The following is a 20,573-nucleotide window of genomic DNA, read 5'->3' as shown; positions in this document are numbered from 1 at the left end:
TCACGAGTCTGAATTGGTCATCGGCCGGTACGCGGTGTGATAGTCCATGGGGCGAAATCGGGCGCCAAGCTTCACCTGACGCGAAGGGCCGTTGCGCGTGGCGCACGCGTACATTGATATGCTCGGACCGTCGCGAGAAAAGGATCGGCGTTTTCGTCAAGATCGATATGGTCGAGATGGCAAACATCGTAAAATTCGAACGACTGCCATTTAGACGCTTACGCCGAAGAGCTTCCCAATTCCCGCCGTAACGGCCATAGCAAAGATGCCCCATCCAACGATGCGAATAAGCGAGGGACCAATTGTTGCGCCGCCGATCCTTGCTCCGAGATAGCCCAGAAGAGCCAGCGCGAAAACCGTCACTGAAAGAACGACCGGGATGATATAGATCTCTGGCGCGAGCAATGCGGCGAGTAACGGTATGCCGCCCGCTACCGTGAAAGTGGCGCCAGAAGCTACAGCCGCCTGAAGCGGATTGGCAGCATGGATCTCAGAGAGGCCAAGCTCATCGCGCACGTGGGCAGCCAATGCGTCATGCTGAGTTAGCTCCTTGGCAACCAGTTTCGCCGTGTCGTAAGATAGGCCTCGATGCTGATAGATTGCGACCAGTTCCGCGTGTTCGACATCAGGATCGCTTTCAATCACCTGCTTTTCTCGCGCGATATCTGCGCGCTCAATGTCGGACTGCGAGGAAACAGAAACATACTCGCCGGCTGCCATTGACATTGCGCCTGCGGTAACACCAGCCACTCCCGCAATTGCAACAGTCTGAGCCGATGGATTTGCCGCCGCGACGCCGACCAACAGCGACGAAATCGAAACGATGCCATCGTTCGCCCCAAGCACAGCCGCGCGAAGCCACCCGCTGCGCGTTATGAAATGGGGTTCGTTTTCATGGGCTGAGGGTATGGTCATGACTGATCTGATCCTTATTTCGTTAAGCTCAAAGACGAGGTGGCTTTCTAATGCTGACTTTAGAGGCCAGTGGATCAACGCCAAGCAAATGACGATGGCGACGGGTATCAAAACACAACACGCAATCCGCCTAGTGATGAACTCTCCAGCTTTAGTTGGCGGCCGTAAGCTTCGAGGACTTCCTGCACGATGGCGAGGCCCAATCCCGTGCCGCCGGAGCTTTGATCGAGCCGTTGTCCTCGAACGAGAACTGCCGCCTTCATCGCCTCGGGAATGCCCGGGCCGTCGTCGTCGATGGCCACGCGACCGTCACCCACCATCTCGATGCGGATTTGCGTCCGGGCGTACCTCGCCGCGTTTTCGAGAAGATTGCCGAGCACTTCCGCTAGGTCGGTCTTTTCCATCGGCATAGTTGTGCCGGGTGCCACGGTTGCCTTGAAACAAAGTCGCTTGCCTGACTCCGTCCGCTTTAGAATTCCTGTCAGCTTTTCGACCAGCGGCAGCAATTCCGTCTGCGTTACTAGACCACCCAAACGCGCGCCGCGGATGCGTGTCCGTGCAAGTTCCCGCTCAACATGCCGTCGGATGGTTTCGGCGACTTCCTCGATCTGGCCCGCAATCGTCTCCTCGCCGCGTTCCTTCAAAGTGCGGATGTCTGCCGCCAGAGCGGAGAGCGGCGTTTTGAGGCCATGCGCGAGATCCGCCGCCCGCCCGCGCGCCCGTGCAAGATCACGCTCTTGTGCGGCCAGCAGCTCATTAATCTCGTCAACAAGCGGCTGCACTTCACTCGGCGCATCGCGATCAAGGGCGCTTGCTTGCCCACTCCGCACGTCGGAAATGCCCGATCGAACACGCACCAGCGGACGCAAGCCAAGATTGATTTGCACCCAGGTCGCCGTCGCAAGGGTTAGCCCCAGGAGGATCAATGCCGGTACCAAGTCTCGGGAAAATGCTTGCCGGGATGCGATGATGTTGGAGACGTTAGCTGCGATCACGACGCGAACAGGGATCACCTCATTCGCCCGATTGAATCGGACGGTGCGCTCGACCGCGAGCAGCTCCTGACCCGCCGGGCCGGCTATGCGATGCTCATGCACGTCCCCTTGAGAAAGCGCGTCGCGTGGCAGCGGCAGCGTAGCATCCCATAGCGAGCGGGATCGGGTCAGCGCACCGGCATCAGTTGAAAGTTGCCAGTAAAGACCCGACAGCGGATCGGCGAAGCGGGGATCGGACGGTTCCCTGCGTAGACGCGGCCGGCCTGCCGGATCGAGTTCAACGACAGAAAGCACTTGCTTCAAGTCGGCATTGAGCTGATTGGCAAGCGAGCGCTCTACATGGCGCTCAAAGAGATATGTTAGAGCGAATCCAGCAATGATCAGTGTAAGCCCGATTACGGCAGCCCCCCCGATAAGTAGACGCAAGCGCAGAGAATGTCGCGTCATGTCGGGCCCGCATCCACAATGTAACCGAAGCCGCGGCGCGTTTTGATGCGATCGCCACCAATCTTCCGGCGTACCCGCGCAATCAGTGCTTCAACGACGTTCGAATCATAGGCATCTGCGGTACCGTGTATGTGCTCGCTCAATTCGCCCTGGGAAACGATGCGACCTTGATTATGCATCAGGTACGCGACGGCGCGGTACTCGAGGGGCGCAAGATCAACGGGCACGCCTGAGACGCTGACACGCATCTGCCTCTCATCAAGCATCAGATCGCCGGCCTCAAGCAAAGCCGAAGAATGGCCGCCGGAACGGCGGACAAGCGCGCGCACGCGGGAGATAAGTTCCTCCATACGAAACGGCTTGGGTAGGTAGTCGTCTGCGCCAGCATCGATGCCTTCGACCCGCTCCATCCAGCTGCCTCGCGCTGTCAACGCGATGACCGGCATCGCGCGCTTGGCCTCTCTCCATTTCTTGAGAACCGCCAAGCCATCCATATGTGGCAGTCCGAGGTCAAGCACAACCGCGTCATAGTCTTCAGTATCGCCGCGAAACCAGGCATCTTCGCCATCGGACGAAGTTTCGACGAGATATCCGGCGGCGGTCAGCGCTTTGGCGACGTCACCAGAAATTCTCGCGTCATCTTCCACAACAAGAACGCGCATCATTCCTGCTCGATTTTCAGAATCTCGGCCGTCGCCGCGTCGACTGAGACTTCGTAAAGCCGTCCGGACGCATCGATGACGCGAAATTCATAGATCCACCGTTTTTCCTTTTTCTCCGCCTCGACACCAAGGACCTTGCCGGGCAGGTGCTTCTGGATCTCTTTCAGAAGCTCGGATAACGGCTTGATATGGCCCTGCTCGACGGCAGAACGGACAGCTTCGCGACGCTCAGATTCGATCTCCTGCTCCTCGTCTTCGCCGGCGGTGGCGGTGATGGGGAAAGCCACCGCCGCAACGAGCAACAGCGTACCTATTTTCTTGACGGCTTGTGTCATGGCCAAACTTGATCTCGCGCAAAGTCGCAAGCACAAACCCTGAAGAATCGAAGCTGACGAAACGCTGACATCAGGTATCAGGCACCGGTCACGCATCATTGGCAAAGATCTCCTCATCCGCCCGAAAAGAAGACTGGGCGGCAACCAAAGAGGAGAACCTATGATCCGATATGCCATCATAGCAGCCTTTGCCGCTGTCGCGGCAAGCAGCGCAGCCTACGCCGAAGAAGACGAGGTCTGCACCAAAGCCCCCAAAGAGCAGTGGCTAACGATCGGCCAGATCGAAAGTAAGCTTAAGGAAAGGGGCTTCGCGGTCAAAGAAGTCGAGTTCGACGACGCGTGCGCCGAGGCCAAGGTGACCGACAAGGACGGCAAAGCCCGTGAAGTTCGCCTTGATCCGACGACTACCAACGAGGTCAAGCGCGACGGCTGACCTGTCAGCTCCCCCTGAATCCAACACACATGAAAAAGGATCATCAAATGAAACGATTTCTTATAGCAACCACAGCGGTCCTGGGCCTCGCGACGACGGCCTCGGCCGGTAGCTACGGCAAGCCCTGCACCACAGAGCCGAACGAGAAGTGGATGTCGCTCGAGGCCATCCAAAAGATCGTCAAGGACCATGGTTACAAAGTCGCCAAGGCCAAGATGAAAGGCACGTGCGCCGAGGTCTACGCCTTGGACACCGATGGTAAGCGCATCGAGTTTTTCCTCGATCCGGCTACGGGTAATCCGGTTGGAGCGAACTGGAAGGCGCCGGAGACTAAGAGCGGCGCCTGATGTCTAGCGACAAGATAATAGAGCTTAAAGCCGGCGGCGTGATGCCGTCGGCTTCGGCTCATGCGACGATCAAGGTCTGGGACCTGTTCGTGCGCGTCTTCCACTGGAGTCTCGTTGCCGCCTTTGTCGTGGCGTTTCTATCGGGCGAAGGCAACGATACGGTTCATCAGACCTCTGGCTACGTCATCGCCGGACTGGTCATGACGCGGATCGTCTGGGGACTCATCGGCTCGAAGTATGCGCGATTCTCCAACTTTGTGGTCGGACCGCGCAAAGTCAGTGCGTTCGCCATGCAGAGCATGCGCCTCAAAGCGCCACGCCATATCGGCCACAATCCGGCCGGCGCGGTGATGATCATCGCGTTGCTGGCCACACTTCTCGGATTGGCGATCACTGGTCACCTCATGACCACCAATGCCTATTGGGGCTCAAAGGCGATGGAGGAGGTGCATGAGGGGCTCGCATACTTTGCGCTCGGCCTTGTCCTTTTGCACGTACTCGGCGTTATCTTCACCAGCATTGAGCACGGCGAAAATCTGGTCAAAGCCATGATCACAGGAAGGAAACGAGTGTGATCGTCAATACTTCATGTGCAGCAGCTGCCCTAGGGGAGCAGCTGCTGCGAAGGCGATTTCTGAACTCTCAGTCATCCTGGCGATAATCGGCATTGAGCGAAATCAAGCTTGTCGACGGCAGGTACGCTAGGCTTTGCGGCTTTTGGCAAGAAGGAGAAGCCAATGCGTGCTTTCGCACTTCTGACGGCAGTCGCGGCTGCTGCGGAGCGGCATTGGATATTGACGCCGTGCTCGCCGACCGGGTTGCCTTCCGATAAGGTCGAGCCGTGGCGGTGGAGCGCCGCTTGCATCCCACCATCATGGTCAGCGACGGCATAAATGATGCCCCCGCCCTTGCGGCCACCGACGTCGGCGTGGCGATGGGCGCAAGAGGCGCCAGTGCCTCATCAGAAGCGGCCGACGTCGTCATCTTGGTTGACCGTTTCGATAGAGTTGCGGGTGCGGTAAGCATTGCCCGAAGAGCATATCGCATAGCGTTGCAGAGTATCGTCATAGGACTGGCGCTGTCTGGCAGCGCAATGATTGCCGCCGCCTTCGGCATGCTATCGCCGGTCGCCGGCGCGGTTTCGCAGGAATTGATCGATGTGGCAGTGATTCTGAATGCGCTGCGGCACTTTCCCCGGGCCGCTCTGTAGGCCAAGGTGGTCTCGCGCCGTCGTCAATACGTGCGCTGGAACAAGACCACGAGCCCTCAACGAAGCTCTGAACAGGCTCCGAAAAATTGCCGACAAACTCGACGATGCACCAAAGGACATTGCAGCAAGCCTCGAGGCGTACCAAATTGTCTCGAAGCGGATCGTGGAGCATGAACGTGAAGATGAGATGGTCGTCTATCCTCGCCTCAATCGCTCGCTCGGTAGCAATCCTGCTCTTGCAGCCATGAGCCGGGCGCATCGGAAAATTTTGCATCTGGCCGCGACTTCTGTCCCGGCTGACCGATGACATGATCGCTGAAAGTGTCGATCGGTATTTCATTCGCGATGCGCAGCGAATTATTGAATCGATCGAAGCTCTTGTCCGAATGCATAACGCGCAGGAGGAAGATATCTACGAGCACGCGGCGGCCTGACAGTGGAAAATGATAGTCGCGCATTTAAGTCACTTGTGAGCACGTTGCAACGCTTACCGGCAAATCAGGACGGGTACTGCGCTTTGTGTGACGACACGGTTGGCTTGACTGCCGAGCACTAGCCGCGACAAGCCCCGTCGGCCATGTGAACCCATCACAATTAAGTCACACCCTCTAGCTTGGGCAGTATCGAGTATTCCGTCTGCTGGGTATTGATTCTTGACGTGCACGGTCTCGCAAGGAATACCGCTGGCTGCCATCACCGCCGAGACACTCTGCAAAATGTTCTCGGCACTCGACCTAACGGCCTTCTCGTATTCTTCCGCCGAAAACACTAGTGCCACTTCTATGGGAACCGATGCAGCAAAAGGTTCCGTGACGGTGACCGCTGTCACTTTGGCGCCAAGACTTTTTGCCAGGCTCAAGCCTTGTTCGACGGCCTTCTTGGACAGCTCAGAACCATCGGTCGCAATGAGCAAATGTTTGAACATGCGCAAATCCCAATAGCCTCGAATTTACTTCAGCTGATCGTCGCGAGGCGTGAAGGCATCGTTTAAGTCGAAAAGACATATGTGCCCGGTGCATCACATAAGATTCCGTATCCTCGCTGTGATGATCCCATTGTAGGAGGTGGAACCTTGCCAGCCGTCGAATGTTTGGAAAGCCAGCTCACCCAGCATGGCCACCATGACCCGTCTTCATGTGCAGCACGTTGTTGCCAAGAGTTGGGATCGATGTACTTTTCATGTCCGGCATGCGTGGCGATTTGATACTTTCGATTGCCGTTTCCTGGAGGATTGACGATTCCGGCGTTGTGGCCTCCATTCGACAGGACGAAGGTCACATCAGCGTTAGTCAGTGCTTGCACCTTATAAACCGATCGCCACGGCGCAACGTGATCGGAGATTGTGCTCACCGCAAAAATCGGAATCTGTATATCGCTGAGCGAGATCGGACGACCCTCTACCTCCGTGCGTCCTGCCGCCAAATCATTGTGAAGAAAGAGCCGATGAAGATATTCCGTATGCATGCGGCAGGGCATGCGCGTCGCATCGGCATTCCACGCCATGAGGTCGAACATTGGAGGGCGCTCACCCTTCAAGTAGCTCTGCACCATCGTCGACCATATAAGATCATTGGATCTGAGTATCTGGAAAGCACCAGCCATTTGATGGGCGCCGAGGGTACCCTTCTCGGCCATCAGATCTTCAAGAAAGCTCACCTGCGCATCATCGATGAACAATGAAAGTTCGCCAGCCTCCGAGAAATCCGTCTGTGCTGCGAGCAACGTAAGAGATGCGAGACGCTTGTCTCCGTCCCGCGCCATGGCGGCGGCCGCGATCGTGAGCAAAGTTCCACCGAGACAATACCCGACGCTATGGACCGATTGACTAGGAACGATCGCCGTCACGGCATCGAGAGCCGCCATCACACCAAGGCTGCGATAGTCGTCCATGCTTAGGTTTCGATCGCTCCCGGTCGGATTCTTCCAAGAGATAATGAAGACGGTATAACCCTTGTCGACGAGATATTTGACCAGCGAGTTCGACGGGGAAAGATCAAGAATATAATATCTCATGATCCATGCGGGCACGATCAGGATAGGCTGACAATAGACCTCATCCGTTGACGGAGCATACTGGATCAACTCCATAATCTGATTTCGCGCCACAACCCTTCCAGGCGTGACGCCGACATCCCGGCCAACCTGATACGCGTCAGCTCCAACCGGCTTCATGCCTTCGAGCATACGCAATTGATCTTCTAAAAAGTTCATAGTGCCGCGCACGAGGTTCATTCCACCCTGTTGTATCGTGGTCTCAAGCACATCGGGATTTGTGAGTAGAAAATTCGCCGGCGACGAAATATCGAGCAGCTGTCTGGCAACGAAAGAAACAATGTCTTCGTGGTGGTGTGATACGCCCCTTATCCCTGTCGTCGCCTGATGCCACCACTGCTGCGTGAAGAGAAATCCCTGGGATATGACATTGAAAGGCCAGCGGTGCCAATCGCTGCTCGCAAAACGCTTGTCATTTGGCGCTAGTTCGACGCATGCGCTGCAGTCGGGATTAAGCAGAGCCTTAGGACAATATTCCAGAAAGCGGATCCAGCTGTGCAGAGCGAAGAGCGTCAGCTCGACCTGCTTATCCGGCGAAAAGGCCAGATGATGCGCCCAGTCGATATATGCCTGAAAGAGCGCGGAAGGCGATACGCCCGCAGTGAAGCGCGCAATCGCAGCGTGGAGTGGACGATCGAGCGACAGTTGCACACCATCTTCCCGATTCGGCGATTCACGATCCACTACCGCCTCCACCTTTGCCTCGCTAGCAGCCGCGCTCAATTGCACTCGCCATTTCCGACCTTAGCAGCTCAAGCAGATAGGAAGCTTAAACATGACGATTCAACAAACATTCACATAGTTTTCGCAGAGGCTTTATCTCGCGCGCTTCTCACGGTGATTAAGAAGCATCGGGAGGCCGACGCGAAAGCAGCTTTCGGCCGGTAAACATCGCCGATGTAATACTGCCGCCTTCGTGGATCTCGGTCATCACGACCGCAGCGAGATGAAGAACAATAGTGACGACCAGCACATAGAACCCTATTTCGTGCACTTCCACGAACGGCTTGCGAAAAGCGCGCATGCTATCATAGGCCGTCTTTTCGACGAGGTCGGGCACGCCTGGAACAACCGCCGTCGGATCGACGCCTGGAGCCGCGACCCAAGCTGCAAACCAATGTCCGAAGGGCGGCCAGAAGAGATCTGTTCCCGCTATAACTAATCCCGTCACCAACTGAAGCAGCAACAGCAGAAAGAGTATCGTGACTCCTACGCGCGCGAGCGGATTGTGGCCAACATATTGCTGCGGCTCACCGGATAAAAGTGAAGCCATGTAGGCCCGCAGTGAAGCAACGTAACCGCGTCCACCAGGAAGAAAGCTACGCCAGCGTGAGTAGTGTCCGCCGACAAATGCCCAAACAAAACGCCACAGCAAATTTAGCGCCATGAGATAGCCGAACGAAACGTGGACGCTCTTGAGCGTTATCTTGCCTGCAGCCGAAAGGCCCAGATCATTGTCGAATAAGATGACAAGCCCAGTAACTATGAGACCGATGACCGCGATCGCATTAATCCAATGAAACCAGCGCGTCGTAGCATCCCAGGCGACATATTCTTTGTATTCGACCATACCGCTGCCTTAACCGGAATGAAAATTAAAATGGCCCTTAGGTTCGGCAGCCTCGGCTTTGAAGACATTGATGTGCGTCAACGAAAGGTTGGCCATTGGTCCGCCATAAAATTGGTTGGCGATATCAAGAGGCTTGTTCCATGAAACGCCAATTGTTTTTGGGAATAGTGCTCGTCATTATTTTTGCGGGGGCGGCAAGCACCGATCAGGCTGCGCCGACGTACGGTGCAACTTCCGATGACCACGCCGCGCTAAAGGAATCTGGCGATAAAGTCGATCGGACAATCGAAGATGCCGCGCAGTCGACGAAGTCGGCTATCGATTCAGCAAAGGACGCTGCGATCGATGCGATCGAGAAGGCGCGCCGGGCCGTGAAAGAAGCATTAGAAAAAGCCAAGCCTCACATCGGTTCATCGATCGAAAAAGCAAAGCAGGCATCTAGTAAAGCTCTGGAGCATGCCAAACGGGCTACGGAAGAGGTGTTGGACAAGGCGAGAGATGCGACCAACGATGCATTAGAGAGTGCAAAGCAAGCGGCCGATTCACCACAAGGTGCCGATAGTTCCGCAAAGCCTGCAAGCGCGGGTGAAGCAACCTACATGACCTACTGCGCTTTGTGCCATGGAGTGGGTACTGGCCCCGGCATGTTTGCAGATGCATTAAAGAAGGCTGCTCCCGACCTCACCGAAATTGCAAAACGCAACGGCGGGATGTTCCCACGAGCACGCGTTGAAGACATCATTCGTGATGGCGGTATAACTGGTCACGGAACCATGCGCTTACTCGCGTGGGAGCACTATTTCCTCCAGGACGCGCCTCCTGAACGCGCCGATCAGATCGTCGAGGATCTTGTCTCCTATCTGGAGAAGCAACAGACGCCTTAATGGAAGGCGGCGAGCATGTTATCTGCCGCCACATCGCTGAACCTGCTCTACTCTCACGCCGGGGCGAATGCTGTCGCTTGGATAAACGATAACTGTCTCTCGTTGCGCGAACAAAACCACACCGGATCATTCCTCACGCGTCTTAATTGATGTTGCAAACATCAGAACTAGGTGCTTGTGTATCGATAATAGCGCTGTCGCGAGGGCCTCTGGAATGATCACTGCAACGCAGTTGCGGGCCGCTCGGGCGTTGCTCGGTATCGATCAGCAGACGTTGGCCGGTCTCGCCGGCGTATCACTGCCGACCATTCAGCGTATGGAGGCGAGCCAGGGCAACGTCCGCGGCGTCATCGATACGCTGACCAAGGTCGTCGAGGCGCTAAACCGGGCCGGTATCGAACTCATCGCCGACAATGCGCGCAGTGACGGCGGAGGGCGCGGCGTGCGTCTGCGGGAACCTGAGCAGGTGTTTCTGGCCGAGCGGACTGCATCGGCCAAACACAAAAAGGACTGGCTGCAGGAACGCAGACGATCATGAGCCGGTGGTGTTAGGGAGATTCTAGGAAAGCGCGGGGTCATCTGATGGCTGCGATGTTCGCACTGGTATGCTGCGGCTTCCTTTTGGGAACTGCTATCCTTGGTATACTCATGTCGCGTGCGCGCCATGCGATTACGCTCGTGTATGTCTCAACTTTGATTATCAGCGTTGCTGCTTGTGCCAACGCTGTCGATTTTCTCCTTACCGCACCTTCGCCGGCCATTGCCGGACTGCCATTAGGATTACCCTGGGTCGGCTCGCACTTTCGCATCGATACGCTATCGGCGTTCTTCCTCGCCCTCGTCAATTTCGGCGCCGCCGCCGCAAGCTTTTATGCAGTGGGCTACGGTCAGCATGAGGAGAGCCCCGGTCGTGTGCTGCCGTTCTATCCGGCATTTCTCGCCGGGATGAACCTCGTGCTGCTTGCCGACGATGCCTTCACCTTCCTCCTGAGCTGGGAGCTGATGTCGCTCACCTCCTGGGCGCTCGTGATGGCGCATCACAAGGAAGGCGACAACGCGCGCGCCGGCTTCATCTATCTCATCATGGCGAGCTTCGGCGCGGCTTCGCTCCTTCTCGCCTTCGGCCTTCTGGCCGGAGCCGGGGGCGACTATTTGTTCGCGTCCATCCGGGAGCTGCATCACGCCGATCTTACCTCAGGCCTCGTGCTCGTCCTCGTGCTGATCGGCGCCGGCTCCAAGGCCGGCTTGGTGCCGCTCCATGTGTGGCTTCCTCTTGCCCATCCCGCTGCACCTAGTCATGTCTCGGCACTGATGAGCGGCGTCATGACCAAGGTTGCAGTCTATGGCTTCATCCGGATCGCCATGGATTTGCTCGGGGCTCCGCAGTGGTGGTGGGCGATCGTCGTTCTGGTGGTCGGAGCAGTCACCGCCGTGCTCGGCGTTCTTCAGGCTCTGATGGAAAAGGACATCAAGCGGATTCTTGCCTGCAGCACTATTGAAAACATCGGCATCATCTTCATCGGCTTGGGGCTTGCCTTGGCTTTCGCATCCAACGGCTTCAATGCTGCAGCAGCCCTCGCCCTCACGGCCGCGCTGCTGCACGCCCTCAATCACTCATTCTTCAAGAGCCTGCTGTTCTTCGGGGCCGGCGCGGTGCTCGGTGCAACACACGACCGCAATATTGAGCGCATGGGCGGCCTTATCCATCGGATGCCACAGACCGCTGTGTTCATGCTGGCCGGGTCGGCCGCAATATCCGCGTTGCCGCCGTTCAACGGATTCGTATCTGAATGGCTGATGTTCCAAGCAGTTCTGGTGAGCCCACAGTTGCCGCAGTGGGGCCTCAAGTTCTTCGTGCCAGCCGTCGGAGCTATGATGGCACTGGCCGCGGCGCTCGCGGCTGCATGCTTCGTCAGAATGTATGGCGTGGCGTTTCTCGGCCGCCCGCGATCGCAAGAAGCGCGTGAGGCAAACGAGACGGATCAGTGGTCTGTTACCGCGATGGGGCTTCTTGCTATCATTTGCCTACTCGCCGGTATCCTCCCGGGAGTGCTGATCGATGCGTTAGCGCCGGTAACAACGACGCTGACGTCGGCGCACATGCCTGTTCAAACGTCTGATCCATGGCTGTCGATCGTGCCGATCAGCGAAAGCCGCAGCTCGTATAATGGACTGCTCGTCTTCATCTTCATCAGCTTCTCCGCGATGACCGCCGCATTTGCCATCCATCGGCTCGCAAGCAAATCGCTCAGACGCAGCGCAGCATGGGACTGCGGTTACCCAGATCCCAGTCCGATCACGCAATATACTGCAGCAAGCTTCGGACAGCCGATCCGCCGCGTCTTCGGAACGACGGTGTTTCGTGCGACCGAGCACGTCGACATGCCGGCACCCGGCCTGACTCGACCGGCCGTGTACGAGGCCCGCGTGCACGACGTCATCTGGGAGATGCTCTACGCCCCAATTGCTTCCGCCGTTGCGATCGCCAGCGGCTTTCTCAACAAGATGCAGTTTCTAACGATCCGGCGCTTCTTAAGCCTCGTGTTTGTCGCACTAGTCGTGCTTCTCCTGGGGCTTGCCATATGGCCCTGATCGTCGCCATTGCCACGCAGGGCATCCAGATGATGCTCGTTCTCGCCCTGGCACCGCTGCTTACCGGTTTCGTGCGCAAGGTTAAAGCGCGGCTACTGATGCGTCAGGGACCGCCTCTACTGCAGCCCTATCGCGACTTGTTGCGTCTCGTGCGCAAAGAGGTCGTGCTGGCCGACAATTCCTCCTGGCTGTTTCGGACGGCGCCCTATCTCATTTTCGCAGCCACATGGGTCGCCGCAAGCCTCGTGCCCACATTCGCGACCGGACTCATGTTCAGTTGGTCGGCTGATCTCATTGCAATCACGGCCCTTCTCGGCAGCGCCAGATTCTTCCTTGCGCTCGCTGGCATGGACATCGGCACGAGCTTCGGTGGCATCGGCTCGAGCCGTGAAGCAACGTTCGCGACGCTCGCCGAGCCGGCTATGATGATGATGGTGTTCTCTGTTGCTTTGATCGCAGGCTCTACGCAGCTTTCGACCTTCTCCAGCTTCATGGTGTCTCCCGACGTCGGTCTGCGCGTCTCCTTGGCGCTCGCCCTTGTTGCTCTAATCATTGTCGCGATTGCAGAGAATGCCCGTATTCCGGTCGACAACCCCGCGACGCACCTGGAGTTGACGATGGTGCATGAGGCTATGGTGCTCGAATATTCCGGACGGCACCTCGCCGTCATTGAACTCGCCGCACATCTGAAGCTTCTGCTCTATGCATCACTCATCGCGTGCCTGTTCATACCGTGGGGCCTAGCGAAACCCGGAGCGACAGCAGGTGACCTAGCGATCGGCGGCGCGACATACTTTTCGAAACTCGCCGCCCTCGGTCTTCTACTCGGCATCTTCGAGACCGCCATTGCCAAGATGCGCGTCTTCCGCGTCGCGGAGTTCTTAGGGATCGCTCTGATGCTCGGACTGCTCGCCACCTTGCTTCTGTTCGTATCGAGGAGCCTCTAGCGATGGATCAACGTCTGATCTTCGACGTTGCACATTTTCTGGCCGGCGGACTCGTGCTGATCAGCTTCCTGCTTCTCTATCAGGATCGCATGTTCGGCCTTCTGAACATGTTCGCATTGCATGCCTTCGTGCTGTCACTGTCAGTGTCGTGGCAGGCGTTCGTGCAGAATGCCCCGCATCTTTACATCACGGCCGCCATCGCTCTGGTGCTCAAGGCGATCATCATCCCAATACTTCTCCGCCGTGTTGTCATCCGCCTTGATATCCACCGCGAAATTGAGGCCGTCGGCGGTATCGGCCTCACGATGCTGTTTGGCATCGGCCTCGTCGCGCTCTCGATGGTCGTAATGCTGCATGTGACCGTTGGCGCCGACCGCCTCGCGCGTGAGGACTTGGCGCTCGCGCTTTCGGTCGTCCTGCTCGGGTTCCTGATGATGGTGACGCGCCGCAATGCGGTCAGTCAAGTCATCGGGTTCATGTCGCTCGAGAACGGACTGATCCTCGCGGCAGCCGGCGCCAAGGGCATGCCGCTGGTCGTCGAAATGAGTGTCGCATTTTCAGTCCTCGTGGCATTTCTCGTCATCGGCATCTTCCTGTTCCGCATCCGCGAACGCTTCGACACGGTCGACATGCACGCGCTCGATCGATTTAGAGGTGAACACCTATGACCGCGTTCCCGCTCGACGGACTGACGCTCATCTTGTTGATCCCCGCGGTCTCTGCGGCGTTGCTCGTCGCGCTGCCGGGCTATGCCGTGACTTCGAAGCTCAATGTCCTGGCGAGCTTTCTGACGCTCGTTGCCGCGCTATCGCTGCTCTGGCGAAGGCCGGAGGCAGGGCTGCTCTTGCACGTCGATGACCTCAACATCGTTTTCATCGTGCTCAACACTTTCGTCGGGTTCACCACGAGCGCATTCAGCGCAAGCTACATCGCCCACGAGATCGAGATCGGCCGCCTGACGCCGGCTTATCTGCGCTTCTACCACGCCATGTATCAGGCGCTGATGTTCGAAATGAATCTGGCGCTGGTCGCCAACAATCTCGGGCTCATGTGGGTCGGCGTCGAGTTCGCGACACTGACGACCGTTCTGATGGTCGGAATCTACCGTACGCATGAGGCGCTCGAAGCGGCCTGGAAGTATTTCATTCTCGGCAGCGTCGGCATCGCGCTCGCATTGTTCGGAACCATTCTGCTCTATCTCGCGGCCAAGCCCGTCGCGGGCATGGAAATCGAAGCCATGGCCTGGACAAAGCTGATGACGCGTGCCGCCACCTTCGATCCGGCTCTGCTCAATCTGGCATTCGTCTTCCTTCTCCTGGGCTACGGCACGAAAGTGGGGCTCGCGCCGATGCACGGTTGGCTGCCGGACGCACACGCCGAAGGTCCGACTCCGATCTCCGCAGTCTTGTCGGGACTGCTCCTCAACGTCGCCCTGCACGCACTTCTCAGATTCAAGATGCTGCTGGCGACAAACGGCCAAGCGATCGCGCCGGGACCGCTGATGGTAACAATGGGCCTGATCTCGTTGCTGTTCGCCGCGCTCATGTTATACCGCCGCCGCGACATCAAACGTATGTTTGCCTATTCCTCGATCGAGCACATGGGAATCATCGCCTTTGCCTTCGGCATGGGTGGACCGCTGGCAAACTTCGCGGGCCTACTACACATGACGATGCACAGCCTGACAAAATCGGCGATCTTCTTTTCCGTCGGCCACATCGCTCAGGTGAAGGGCACGCAGAAGATGACCGAAATCGGCGGACTGACGGAGACCCATCCCGTCCTCGGCTGGGGGCTCGTCATCGGCGTCATGGCAATCGCCGGCCTGCCACCCTTCGGCATCTTCATGAGCGAGTTTCTTCTGGTGACGTCAACGTTCGCTCGCGAGCCGATCCTCGCGGTCCTGCTCGTGATCGGCATCATCCTCGCGCTTGGAGCACTTCTGCAGAAGCTCAACACTCTGGCGTTCGGTACACCGAAGGGCAGCTTGACGCCTGTCGAAGCGTCCTACGTGCCTATGTTTTCACATTTTGCACTGATCCTGATCGCGGGCATCTTTCTGCCGGCCGAACTCGTATCCTGGTTCCAGAACGTCGCGCAGTTGCTGAGGTAAGGCGGGGAGATCGAAGAATGACTGCGCTTGATGATCTTCTCGAAAGCTGCTGGGCCGCGGCGCCATGTCGACCCTGGCCTCGTCTGTCTGTGACTGCCGAGCAGTGGCGCACGGCTGCGAATGAACTTGCCGCCGGCCGATGGACGCTCGTCTCCCTTTGGGCTGAGCCTCAAATCGTGCACATGTCCATTCTTGAGGACAGCTCAAACCGGATTGCCATTCTCAGCCTGCAGTCCTCGCATAAGGACTTCCCATCGATCGGCCGCTCACATACTCCTGCACTCCGGCTCGAGCGCACGATCCAGGATCTCGTCGGGCTTGCCGCGCAGGATTTGCCGGATACCCGGCCTTGGCTCGATCACGGGCGTTGGAAATTGCATCATCCTCTGGCGACCAAGCCGTCCCAAACGCATGGCGCGCGACCCTATCATTTCCTACCTGTCGAAGGCCCCGACCTCCACCAGATCCCCGTCGGGCCCGTGCACGCCGGCATCATCGAGCCGGGACATTTCCGCTTCACGGCTAGCGGCGAGACGGTCGTCCGCTTGGAGGAGCGTCTTGGATACGTGCACCGAGGCGTGGAGAGCCTGATGATCGGCAGCACGATCGAACATGCCGCCCGCCTTGCCGGTCGCGCATCGGGAGACAGCACTGTTGCATACGCGCTAGCTTTTGCTCGCGCAGTCGAGGCGGCGACGGAAATCGAAGTCCCATCTCGGGTGCACTATGTGCGGGCCATAATGGCCGAGATCGAACGCATCGCTAACCACGTGGGCGATATCGGCGCGATCTGCAACGACGCTGCCTTTGCACTGATGCTTGCTCACCTCGGCGCCTTGCGCGAACGCGTGCTGCGGGCGTCTATGAACGTTTTCGGCCACCGCCTGATGATGGACGTCATCGTTCCCGGCGGCCTCGTACGCGATATCACCAGCGACGGCATCCACGAGCTGCTAAACATGCTCAATCTGATCGAGGCCTCTTTCCCGAAGCTCGTCGAGCTCTACGACAACACCACGTCGCTTCAGGACCGAACCGCGACGGCAGGAATCGTGTCTCCCGAGCTTGCGCGCTTGTTCGGCGCCGGCGGGTTCGTCGGCCGCGCTTCAGAGCGCAATTTCGACGCGCGGAAATCTCTGGGCTATTCGCCCTACGACATGCTCACGTTTGATGTCCCCATTCGAAAGGAAGGCGATGTCAACGCGCGCGTCTGGATCCGAATCCGCGAAGTCGAACAATCAATCCTTCTGATCAAACTGCTACTCGACACATTGCCGGAGGGACCGGTCGAAACAGTACCACACAGAGTCGAAGCTCCCTGCGAAGGCATTTCCATTGTCGAGGGATTCCGCGGCGACATATTCATTTGGCTGCGCATCGACGCCAAAGGCAACATCGACAGATGCCACCTTCGCGATCCCTCCTGGTTCCAGTGGCCGCTACTCGAGGCCGCGATCGAGGGCAACATTGTCGCGGACTTCCCCTTGTGCAACAAGTCGTTCAACTGCTCCTACGCGGGGCAAGATCTGTAGGCGGTTGCTCATGCGCAAAACCCTGCTCGCGAGCCTGATCCAAGGACCACTGACGGAAGCAGCCCCGCGTCCGGATGAGAAGGCGCTCGAGGAAGTCAGCGAGGGCCTGAGACGTGCGGCCCGGCGCAGTCTGGGTCGCAGCCTTGCCATCCGCGAAGTTGACACCGGATCGTGCAACGCCTGCGAGCTCGAGATCCATGCGCTCAGCAATCCATTCTACGACATCGAGCGCTTCGGTCTACGGTTCGTGGCGTCTCCGCGCCACGCCGACGTTCTGCTCGTCACAGGCCCTGTCACCTCTAATATGCGCGAAGCTCTGGAACGGACCTACCGGGCAACTCCCGAGCCCAAGTGGGTCGTCGCAGTCGGCAATTGCGCATGCACCGGCGGCCTTTTCACCAGTAGCTATGCGTGTGTGGGACCCGTGTCGGCCGTATTACCCGTAGACGTTACGGTCCCTGGTTGCCCGCCACCGCCCATCGAGATCCTGAGAGCTTTACTTGCGCTTCTCGTTGGAATGGAGAACGACACTCCCCAAAACGTCTGAATCGCTCTGCCAATGCTCCGCAAGCGTCACGTGTATATTTTCGCTCTCCGCGACATCGAGCCTGGCGAAGAACTTCCTACGATTACGACGAAGAATATTTCGAGATGCATCTGGCAGAACGCTGCTGCTGCGCTAAGTGCTCTCAGTAGTGAATATCCATAAAGAGCATTGGTTTCGGCATGAGCTTGCCAAGCGATACCGACCTCGCCTGATCGCAATGAGGTCGGCTAGGGTTCATGAGCACAAAAACCGCGCGGCGACTTGGGCTGCTTTCCAGCGACAAGCAGACGTCGAAGGCGACCTAATCCCTATCGGTGACATTTGATTGCTCACTTCCGCTGCTGGGATAAACTGACCGTCTGTAGGGACGACCAAACTCAGACATGGACTTCAATTAATCTTAACAACGACGACAAAGTTCTCATCTTCATCGTCTCCGGCACGCCATTCCTGAACAATTTCACGATCTCTCAATCTTACAATCTGTCAGTCGTACAGTTCCACGGCCGAAACAAAGCGCTAAAAGGTTGGAAACGAATTCCAGTTGGCTGGCGACCGACGGATTGTCAGCCAGAACATGGACTTGTGAGCAAGTTGATGCGGGCGGGCGGTGACAAGCCGACGCGATTAGCATAACATACTGATATGGGGATTGCCGGCAACGATGACTTCGATATGAGAGTGCTGCGCGGCGTCTGAAATCCTCATACCCAGTACACACAATGCAAAAAATACTCCTTCGCCACCGGTTGGAGGTGGCAGCCCGGTACCTATGGTTCAAATTCAAGCTTCTGCTTCGTCAAAATATCGACGTCGATAAGAATTTCCTTACGGGAGACGCGGCCGTACGCTTATCCAAGGGACTCCTTCCTCAGGGTGTGCGCATCACATGCTCGGGAAGGAGTGATGGTTTGGGAATGCAGGCAATGGCCCGTATTTCCGGCATCAATTTCGCCAACGCGTTCGGTGCGACCTACGTCGATAGCCCCTTCACGCGCCTCGATCATGCGCCGACCGAACAGCATGAATGGCGCGATGCCTGGGAAAACCGCCTCAATCTCGGCAAAGGTGAAGAGCACCTAGGCGACGGCGACTACGTTGTCGTCGATTATCGAGACTATCTTCTGAAGAGACGCGCGATAAACGAGAAAAGCATATTGCGATTTCAGCAGTGTTATTGGCTGCACAGGCATTATCCTGATTCACTTGAAGCCATCTCTGAATCACTGAGGACAAAATTCAGTTTGCCTCCCAGTCCTCCCGAGCGCGATCATATCGTGGTCGCGGTTCATGTGCGGCGAGGCGACGTCGGTGTCTCGAAGAACGCGTTCCGCTTCACACCAAACAATACGATCGCGCGCACGATAGAGTACCTGCATGGCGTCCTTGAAGAAATAGGCGTGAACGCAATTTTTCAGGTGCACTCGCAAGGCTGCGCGAGTGACTTCGCCGAGTTTTCCAAAATCGGCTGTGAATTATATCTTGATTCCGATGCGATATGGACAATGGAGAAGCTTGTCGCGTCGGACATTCTGATTATGTCGAAGAGCTCGTTCAGTTATGTCGCCGCGCTGATCAACCGAGGCGTCAAGATTTATGAACCCACATTCAACCCGCCGCTTTCAACGTGGATTGTCCGGCAAAGCGACGGCAGCTTCGATCGCGCGCGCGCGTGTGACCGCATTAAAGAATACCTGGGAGTCGAAATCCGAAACTCCACTCAGGACCGACCGGCGCCAGCCCCTATCATGACCTGACGGCGGCTGGATTTTGGCACTAAACTCGAACAATCTGAATTCGAGAGCAAGGACCGGAGTGCGTGGACCGGCATCGCCGCTTATCTTGTGCGACACGAACGATGAAGAAAGCTGGCAAAATGATCCCTGTCCTGCAAACGCCGAGGACCAAAATGAGGTCCGCGCCGCAACCGTCCGCAATGGATGTGGAGGCGGCCTATTGGGCGGCCGTCAAAGCGCGCGATCCATCCTTCGATGGAAAATTCTACTATTCCGTTGTCACCACAGGCGTTTATTGCCGGCCATCGTGCTCCGCACGCTTGGCAAGGCGCGAAAACGTGGCATTCCACGCATCGTGTGCAGACGCCGAACGCGCCGGATTCCGCCCCTGCAAACGTTGCAAGCCGAATGAGCCATCCCTCCACGACCGCTACGCAACCAAAATAGCGGAAGCCTGCCGCCTGATCGAACAGGTGGAAGAACCGCCGAAGCTTGCCGACCTGGCACGGGCAACCGGTCTCAGCCCGTATCACTTTCACCGCATCTTCAAAGCCGTTGCCGGCGTCACGCCGAAGGCCTACGCAGTTGCGCACCGGCAGCGACGCGCGAGAGAGAACCTTATGGGGAACGCATCCGTGACCCGCGCCATCCACGCAGCGGGCTTCAATTCGAGCAGCCGCTTTTACGCCGATTCCACTGGTTTTCTCGGCATGACGCCGACAGACTTTCGCTCCGGCGGAAACAGTGCCGATATGCGGTTTGCGGTCGGCCAATGCTCTTTGGGATCGATCCTCGTCGCCGCCAGCGACAAGGGCATCGCGGCAATCTTCCTGGGCGACGATCCCGAGGTTCTCGTCCGCAATCTCCAAGATCGTTTTCCAAAAGCGAATTTGATCGGCGGCGACCGCGCGTTTGAGAATGTCATGGCCACGGTCGTAGGCTTGGTCGAAGCTCCGGAAACAGGTCTCGACCTGCCGCTCGATATTCGCGGGACAGCGTTCCAGCATCGCGTCTGGCAGGCGCTCCGCGAGATTCCCGCCGGAACGACAGCCACCTACAGCGAGATCGCCGAGCACATCGGCATGCCTAAAGCCGTGCGGGCCGTGGCGGCTGCCTGCGCCGCAAACAAGCTTGCCGTGGCAATCCCCTGCCACCGTGTGGTACGCAACGACGGTTCGCTTTCAGGCTACCGTTGGGGCGTGGAGCGCAAACGAGCGCTTCTCGAACGCGAAGCAAAGTCATAGCCGCATTGCGCG

20 protein-coding genes and 1 pseudogene are annotated in these 20,573 nt (G+C 57.6%); 14 read left to right on the top strand and 7 right to left on the bottom strand.

All coding sequences use genetic code 11. The features are described from left to right. Positions 1-210 precede the first annotated feature (210 nt). From HYPDE_RS01635 to HYPDE_RS01620, 4 genes are all read right to left on the bottom strand, one after another. Positions 211-915, bottom strand: coding sequence for a VIT1/CCC1 transporter family protein (locus tag HYPDE_RS01635; RefSeq protein ID WP_015596585.1), 705 nt, complete (start codon positions 913-915; stop codon positions 211-213). 107 nt (positions 916-1,022) lie between these two features. Continuing rightward, positions 1,023-2,357, bottom strand: coding sequence for an ATP-binding protein (locus HYPDE_RS01630; RefSeq protein WP_015596584.1), 1,335 nt, complete (start codon positions 2,355-2,357; stop codon positions 1,023-1,025). Then, the gene (locus HYPDE_RS01625) at positions 2,354-3,019 is read right to left on the bottom strand and encodes a response regulator transcription factor (RefSeq protein WP_015596583.1); all 666 of its coding nucleotides are present in this window, start codon (positions 3,017-3,019) and stop codon (positions 2,354-2,356) included. Before HYPDE_RS01625 ends, HYPDE_RS01630 begins: the two co-directional genes overlap by 4 nt. After that, positions 3,019-3,354 carry a PepSY domain-containing protein gene (locus tag HYPDE_RS01620; protein WP_041319773.1) on the bottom strand — a complete coding sequence of 112 codons (336 nt, stop codon included), beginning with the start codon at positions 3,352-3,354 and terminating at the stop codon, positions 3,019-3,021. Before HYPDE_RS01620 ends, HYPDE_RS01625 begins: the two co-directional genes overlap by 1 nt. A 160-nt stretch (positions 3,355-3,514) precedes the next feature. On the opposite strand from HYPDE_RS01620, the gene HYPDE_RS01615 reads away from it, so the two are divergent. The 4 genes and pseudogenes from HYPDE_RS01615 to HYPDE_RS19775 form a co-directional block, all read left to right on the top strand. Next, positions 3,515-3,787 (top strand): PepSY domain-containing protein, encoded by a 273-nt coding sequence (locus tag HYPDE_RS01615; protein ID WP_015596581.1) that lies wholly within the window; start codon positions 3,515-3,517, stop codon positions 3,785-3,787. A gap of 47 nt (positions 3,788-3,834) precedes the next feature. Then, entirely contained in the window at positions 3,835-4,134 is a 300-nt protein-coding gene (locus tag HYPDE_RS01610) for a PepSY domain-containing protein (protein ID WP_144061146.1), read from the top strand. Further along, positions 4,134-4,709 carry a cytochrome b/b6 domain-containing protein gene (locus tag HYPDE_RS01605; protein ID WP_015596579.1) on the top strand — a complete coding sequence of 192 codons (576 nt, stop codon included), beginning with the start codon at positions 4,134-4,136 and terminating at the stop codon, positions 4,707-4,709. Before HYPDE_RS01610 ends, HYPDE_RS01605 begins: the two co-directional genes overlap by 1 nt. Before the next feature lie 203 nt (positions 4,710-4,912). Further along, positions 4,913-5,778 (top strand): annotated as a pseudogene (locus HYPDE_RS19775) (heavy metal translocating P-type ATPase); the annotation flags it as partial. 53 nt (positions 5,779-5,831) lie between these two features. Here HYPDE_RS19775 and HYPDE_RS01595 read toward each other — a convergent pair. From HYPDE_RS01595 to HYPDE_RS01585, 3 genes are all read right to left on the bottom strand, one after another. Continuing rightward, positions 5,832-6,269 (bottom strand): universal stress protein, encoded by a 438-nt coding sequence (locus tag HYPDE_RS01595; protein ID WP_015596574.1) that lies wholly within the window; start codon positions 6,267-6,269, stop codon positions 5,832-5,834. Positions 6,270-6,331: 62 nt separating this feature from the next. Further along, positions 6,332-8,119, bottom strand: coding sequence for a PHA/PHB synthase family protein (locus HYPDE_RS01590; protein ID WP_015596573.1), 1,788 nt, complete (start codon positions 8,117-8,119; stop codon positions 6,332-6,334). Positions 8,120-8,237: 118 nt separating this feature from the next. Further along, entirely contained in the window at positions 8,238-8,966 is a 729-nt protein-coding gene (locus HYPDE_RS01585; protein ID WP_015596572.1) for a cytochrome b/b6 domain-containing protein, read from the bottom strand. A 140-nt stretch (positions 8,967-9,106) separates the two neighbouring features. Here HYPDE_RS01585 and HYPDE_RS01580 point away from each other — a divergent pair, with 140 nt between their 5' ends. The 10 genes from HYPDE_RS01580 (at position 9,107) to ada (ending at position 20,561) form a co-directional block, all read left to right on the top strand. Beyond that, positions 9,107-9,850 (top strand): c-type cytochrome, encoded by a 744-nt coding sequence (locus HYPDE_RS01580; RefSeq protein WP_015596571.1) that lies wholly within the window; start codon positions 9,107-9,109, stop codon positions 9,848-9,850. A gap of 214 nt (positions 9,851-10,064) precedes the next feature. After that, the gene (locus HYPDE_RS01575) at positions 10,065-10,388 is read left to right on the top strand and encodes a helix-turn-helix domain-containing protein (RefSeq protein WP_015596570.1); all 324 of its coding nucleotides are present in this window, start codon (positions 10,065-10,067) and stop codon (positions 10,386-10,388) included. A 44-nt stretch (positions 10,389-10,432) separates the two neighbouring features. Further along, entirely contained in the window at positions 10,433-12,442 is a 2,010-nt protein-coding gene (gene hyfB, locus HYPDE_RS01570; RefSeq protein ID WP_051111947.1) for a hydrogenase 4 subunit B, read from the top strand. Further along, complete coding sequence (locus HYPDE_RS01565) at positions 12,433-13,389, top strand: respiratory chain complex I subunit 1 family protein (protein ID WP_015596568.1); 957 nt, start codon at positions 12,433-12,435, stop codon at positions 13,387-13,389. The genes hyfB and HYPDE_RS01565 overlap by 10 nt, the downstream gene beginning before the upstream one ends. Positions 13,390-13,391: 2 nt before the next feature. Further along, positions 13,392-14,057, top strand: coding sequence for a hydrogenase-4 component E (locus HYPDE_RS01560; protein ID WP_015596567.1), 666 nt, complete (start codon positions 13,392-13,394; stop codon positions 14,055-14,057). After that, positions 14,054-15,502 carry a hydrogenase 4 subunit F gene (locus HYPDE_RS01555; RefSeq protein ID WP_015596566.1) on the top strand — a complete coding sequence of 483 codons (1,449 nt, stop codon included), beginning with the start codon at positions 14,054-14,056 and terminating at the stop codon, positions 15,500-15,502. The genes HYPDE_RS01560 and HYPDE_RS01555 overlap by 4 nt, the downstream gene beginning before the upstream one ends. 17 nt (positions 15,503-15,519) lie before the next feature. After that, the gene (locus tag HYPDE_RS01550) at positions 15,520-17,034 is read left to right on the top strand and encodes a nickel-dependent hydrogenase large subunit (RefSeq protein ID WP_015596565.1); all 1,515 of its coding nucleotides are present in this window, start codon (positions 15,520-15,522) and stop codon (positions 17,032-17,034) included. A 10-nt stretch (positions 17,035-17,044) separates the two neighbouring features. Beyond that, on the top strand, positions 17,045-17,581 hold the full coding sequence (locus tag HYPDE_RS01545) for an NADH-quinone oxidoreductase subunit B family protein (RefSeq protein WP_015596564.1): 537 nt from the start codon (positions 17,045-17,047) through the stop codon (positions 17,579-17,581). Positions 17,582-18,507: 926 nt separating this feature from the next. Beyond that, positions 18,508-19,338 carry a hypothetical protein gene (locus HYPDE_RS01540; RefSeq protein WP_144061145.1) on the top strand — a complete coding sequence of 277 codons (831 nt, stop codon included), beginning with the start codon at positions 18,508-18,510 and terminating at the stop codon, positions 19,336-19,338. 152 nt (positions 19,339-19,490) lie between these two features. Beyond that, positions 19,491-20,561: a bifunctional DNA-binding transcriptional regulator/O6-methylguanine-DNA methyltransferase Ada gene (gene ada, locus HYPDE_RS01535; RefSeq protein ID WP_041320726.1), complete on the top strand. Its 1,071-nt coding sequence runs from the start codon at positions 19,491-19,493 to the stop codon at positions 20,559-20,561. Positions 20,562-20,573 lie beyond the last annotated feature (12 nt).

The sequence above is a fragment of the Hyphomicrobium denitrificans 1NES1 genome (assembly GCF_000230975.2).
In the GTDB taxonomy this organism is placed as follows: Bacteria; Pseudomonadota; Alphaproteobacteria; order Rhizobiales; family Hyphomicrobiaceae; genus Hyphomicrobium_B; species Hyphomicrobium_B denitrificans_A.
The sequence above is the reverse complement of the archived record's forward strand: the minus strand, read 5'-3'. Positions and strand labels throughout refer to the sequence as shown.

Coding starts and splice junctions, on each gene's coding strand:
- HYPDE_RS01620 (WP_041319773.1), bottom strand. CDS start 3,354: ATGACACAAGCCGTCAAGAAAATAGGTACGCTGTTGCTCGTTGCGGCG.
- HYPDE_RS01630 (WP_015596584.1), bottom strand. CDS start 2,357: ATGACGCGACATTCTCTGCGCTTGCGTCTACTTATCGGGGGGGCTGCC.
- HYPDE_RS01610 (WP_144061146.1), top strand. CDS start 3,835: ATGAAACGATTTCTTATAGCAACCACAGCGGTCCTGGGCCTCGCGACG.
- HYPDE_RS01540 (WP_144061145.1), top strand. CDS start 18,508: ATGGCCCGTATTTCCGGCATCAATTTCGCCAACGCGTTCGGTGCGACC.
- hyfB (WP_051111947.1), top strand. CDS start 10,433: ATGGCTGCGATGTTCGCACTGGTATGCTGCGGCTTCCTTTTGGGAACT.
- HYPDE_RS01565 (WP_015596568.1), top strand. CDS start 12,433: ATGGCCCTGATCGTCGCCATTGCCACGCAGGGCATCCAGATGATGCTC.
- HYPDE_RS01550 (WP_015596565.1), top strand. CDS start 15,520: ATGACTGCGCTTGATGATCTTCTCGAAAGCTGCTGGGCCGCGGCGCCA.
- HYPDE_RS01555 (WP_015596566.1), top strand. CDS start 14,054: ATGACCGCGTTCCCGCTCGACGGACTGACGCTCATCTTGTTGATCCCC.
- HYPDE_RS01560 (WP_015596567.1), top strand. CDS start 13,392: ATGGATCAACGTCTGATCTTCGACGTTGCACATTTTCTGGCCGGCGGA.
- HYPDE_RS01595 (WP_015596574.1), bottom strand. CDS start 6,269: ATGTTCAAACATTTGCTCATTGCGACCGATGGTTCTGAGCTGTCCAAG.
- HYPDE_RS01585 (WP_015596572.1), bottom strand. CDS start 8,966: ATGGTCGAATACAAAGAATATGTCGCCTGGGATGCTACGACGCGCTGG.
- HYPDE_RS01545 (WP_015596564.1), top strand. CDS start 17,045: ATGCGCAAAACCCTGCTCGCGAGCCTGATCCAAGGACCACTGACGGAA.
- HYPDE_RS01615 (WP_015596581.1), top strand. CDS start 3,515: ATGATCCGATATGCCATCATAGCAGCCTTTGCCGCTGTCGCGGCAAGC.
- HYPDE_RS01605 (WP_015596579.1), top strand. CDS start 4,134: ATGTCTAGCGACAAGATAATAGAGCTTAAAGCCGGCGGCGTGATGCCG.
- HYPDE_RS01575 (WP_015596570.1), top strand. CDS start 10,065: ATGATCACTGCAACGCAGTTGCGGGCCGCTCGGGCGTTGCTCGGTATC.
- HYPDE_RS01635 (WP_015596585.1), bottom strand. CDS start 915: ATGACCATACCCTCAGCCCATGAAAACGAACCCCATTTCATAACGCGC.
- HYPDE_RS01580 (WP_015596571.1), top strand. CDS start 9,107: ATGAAACGCCAATTGTTTTTGGGAATAGTGCTCGTCATTATTTTTGCG.
- HYPDE_RS01625 (WP_015596583.1), bottom strand. CDS start 3,019: ATGCGCGTTCTTGTTGTGGAAGATGACGCGAGAATTTCTGGTGACGTC.
- ada (WP_041320726.1), top strand. CDS start 19,491: ATGAGGTCCGCGCCGCAACCGTCCGCAATGGATGTGGAGGCGGCCTAT.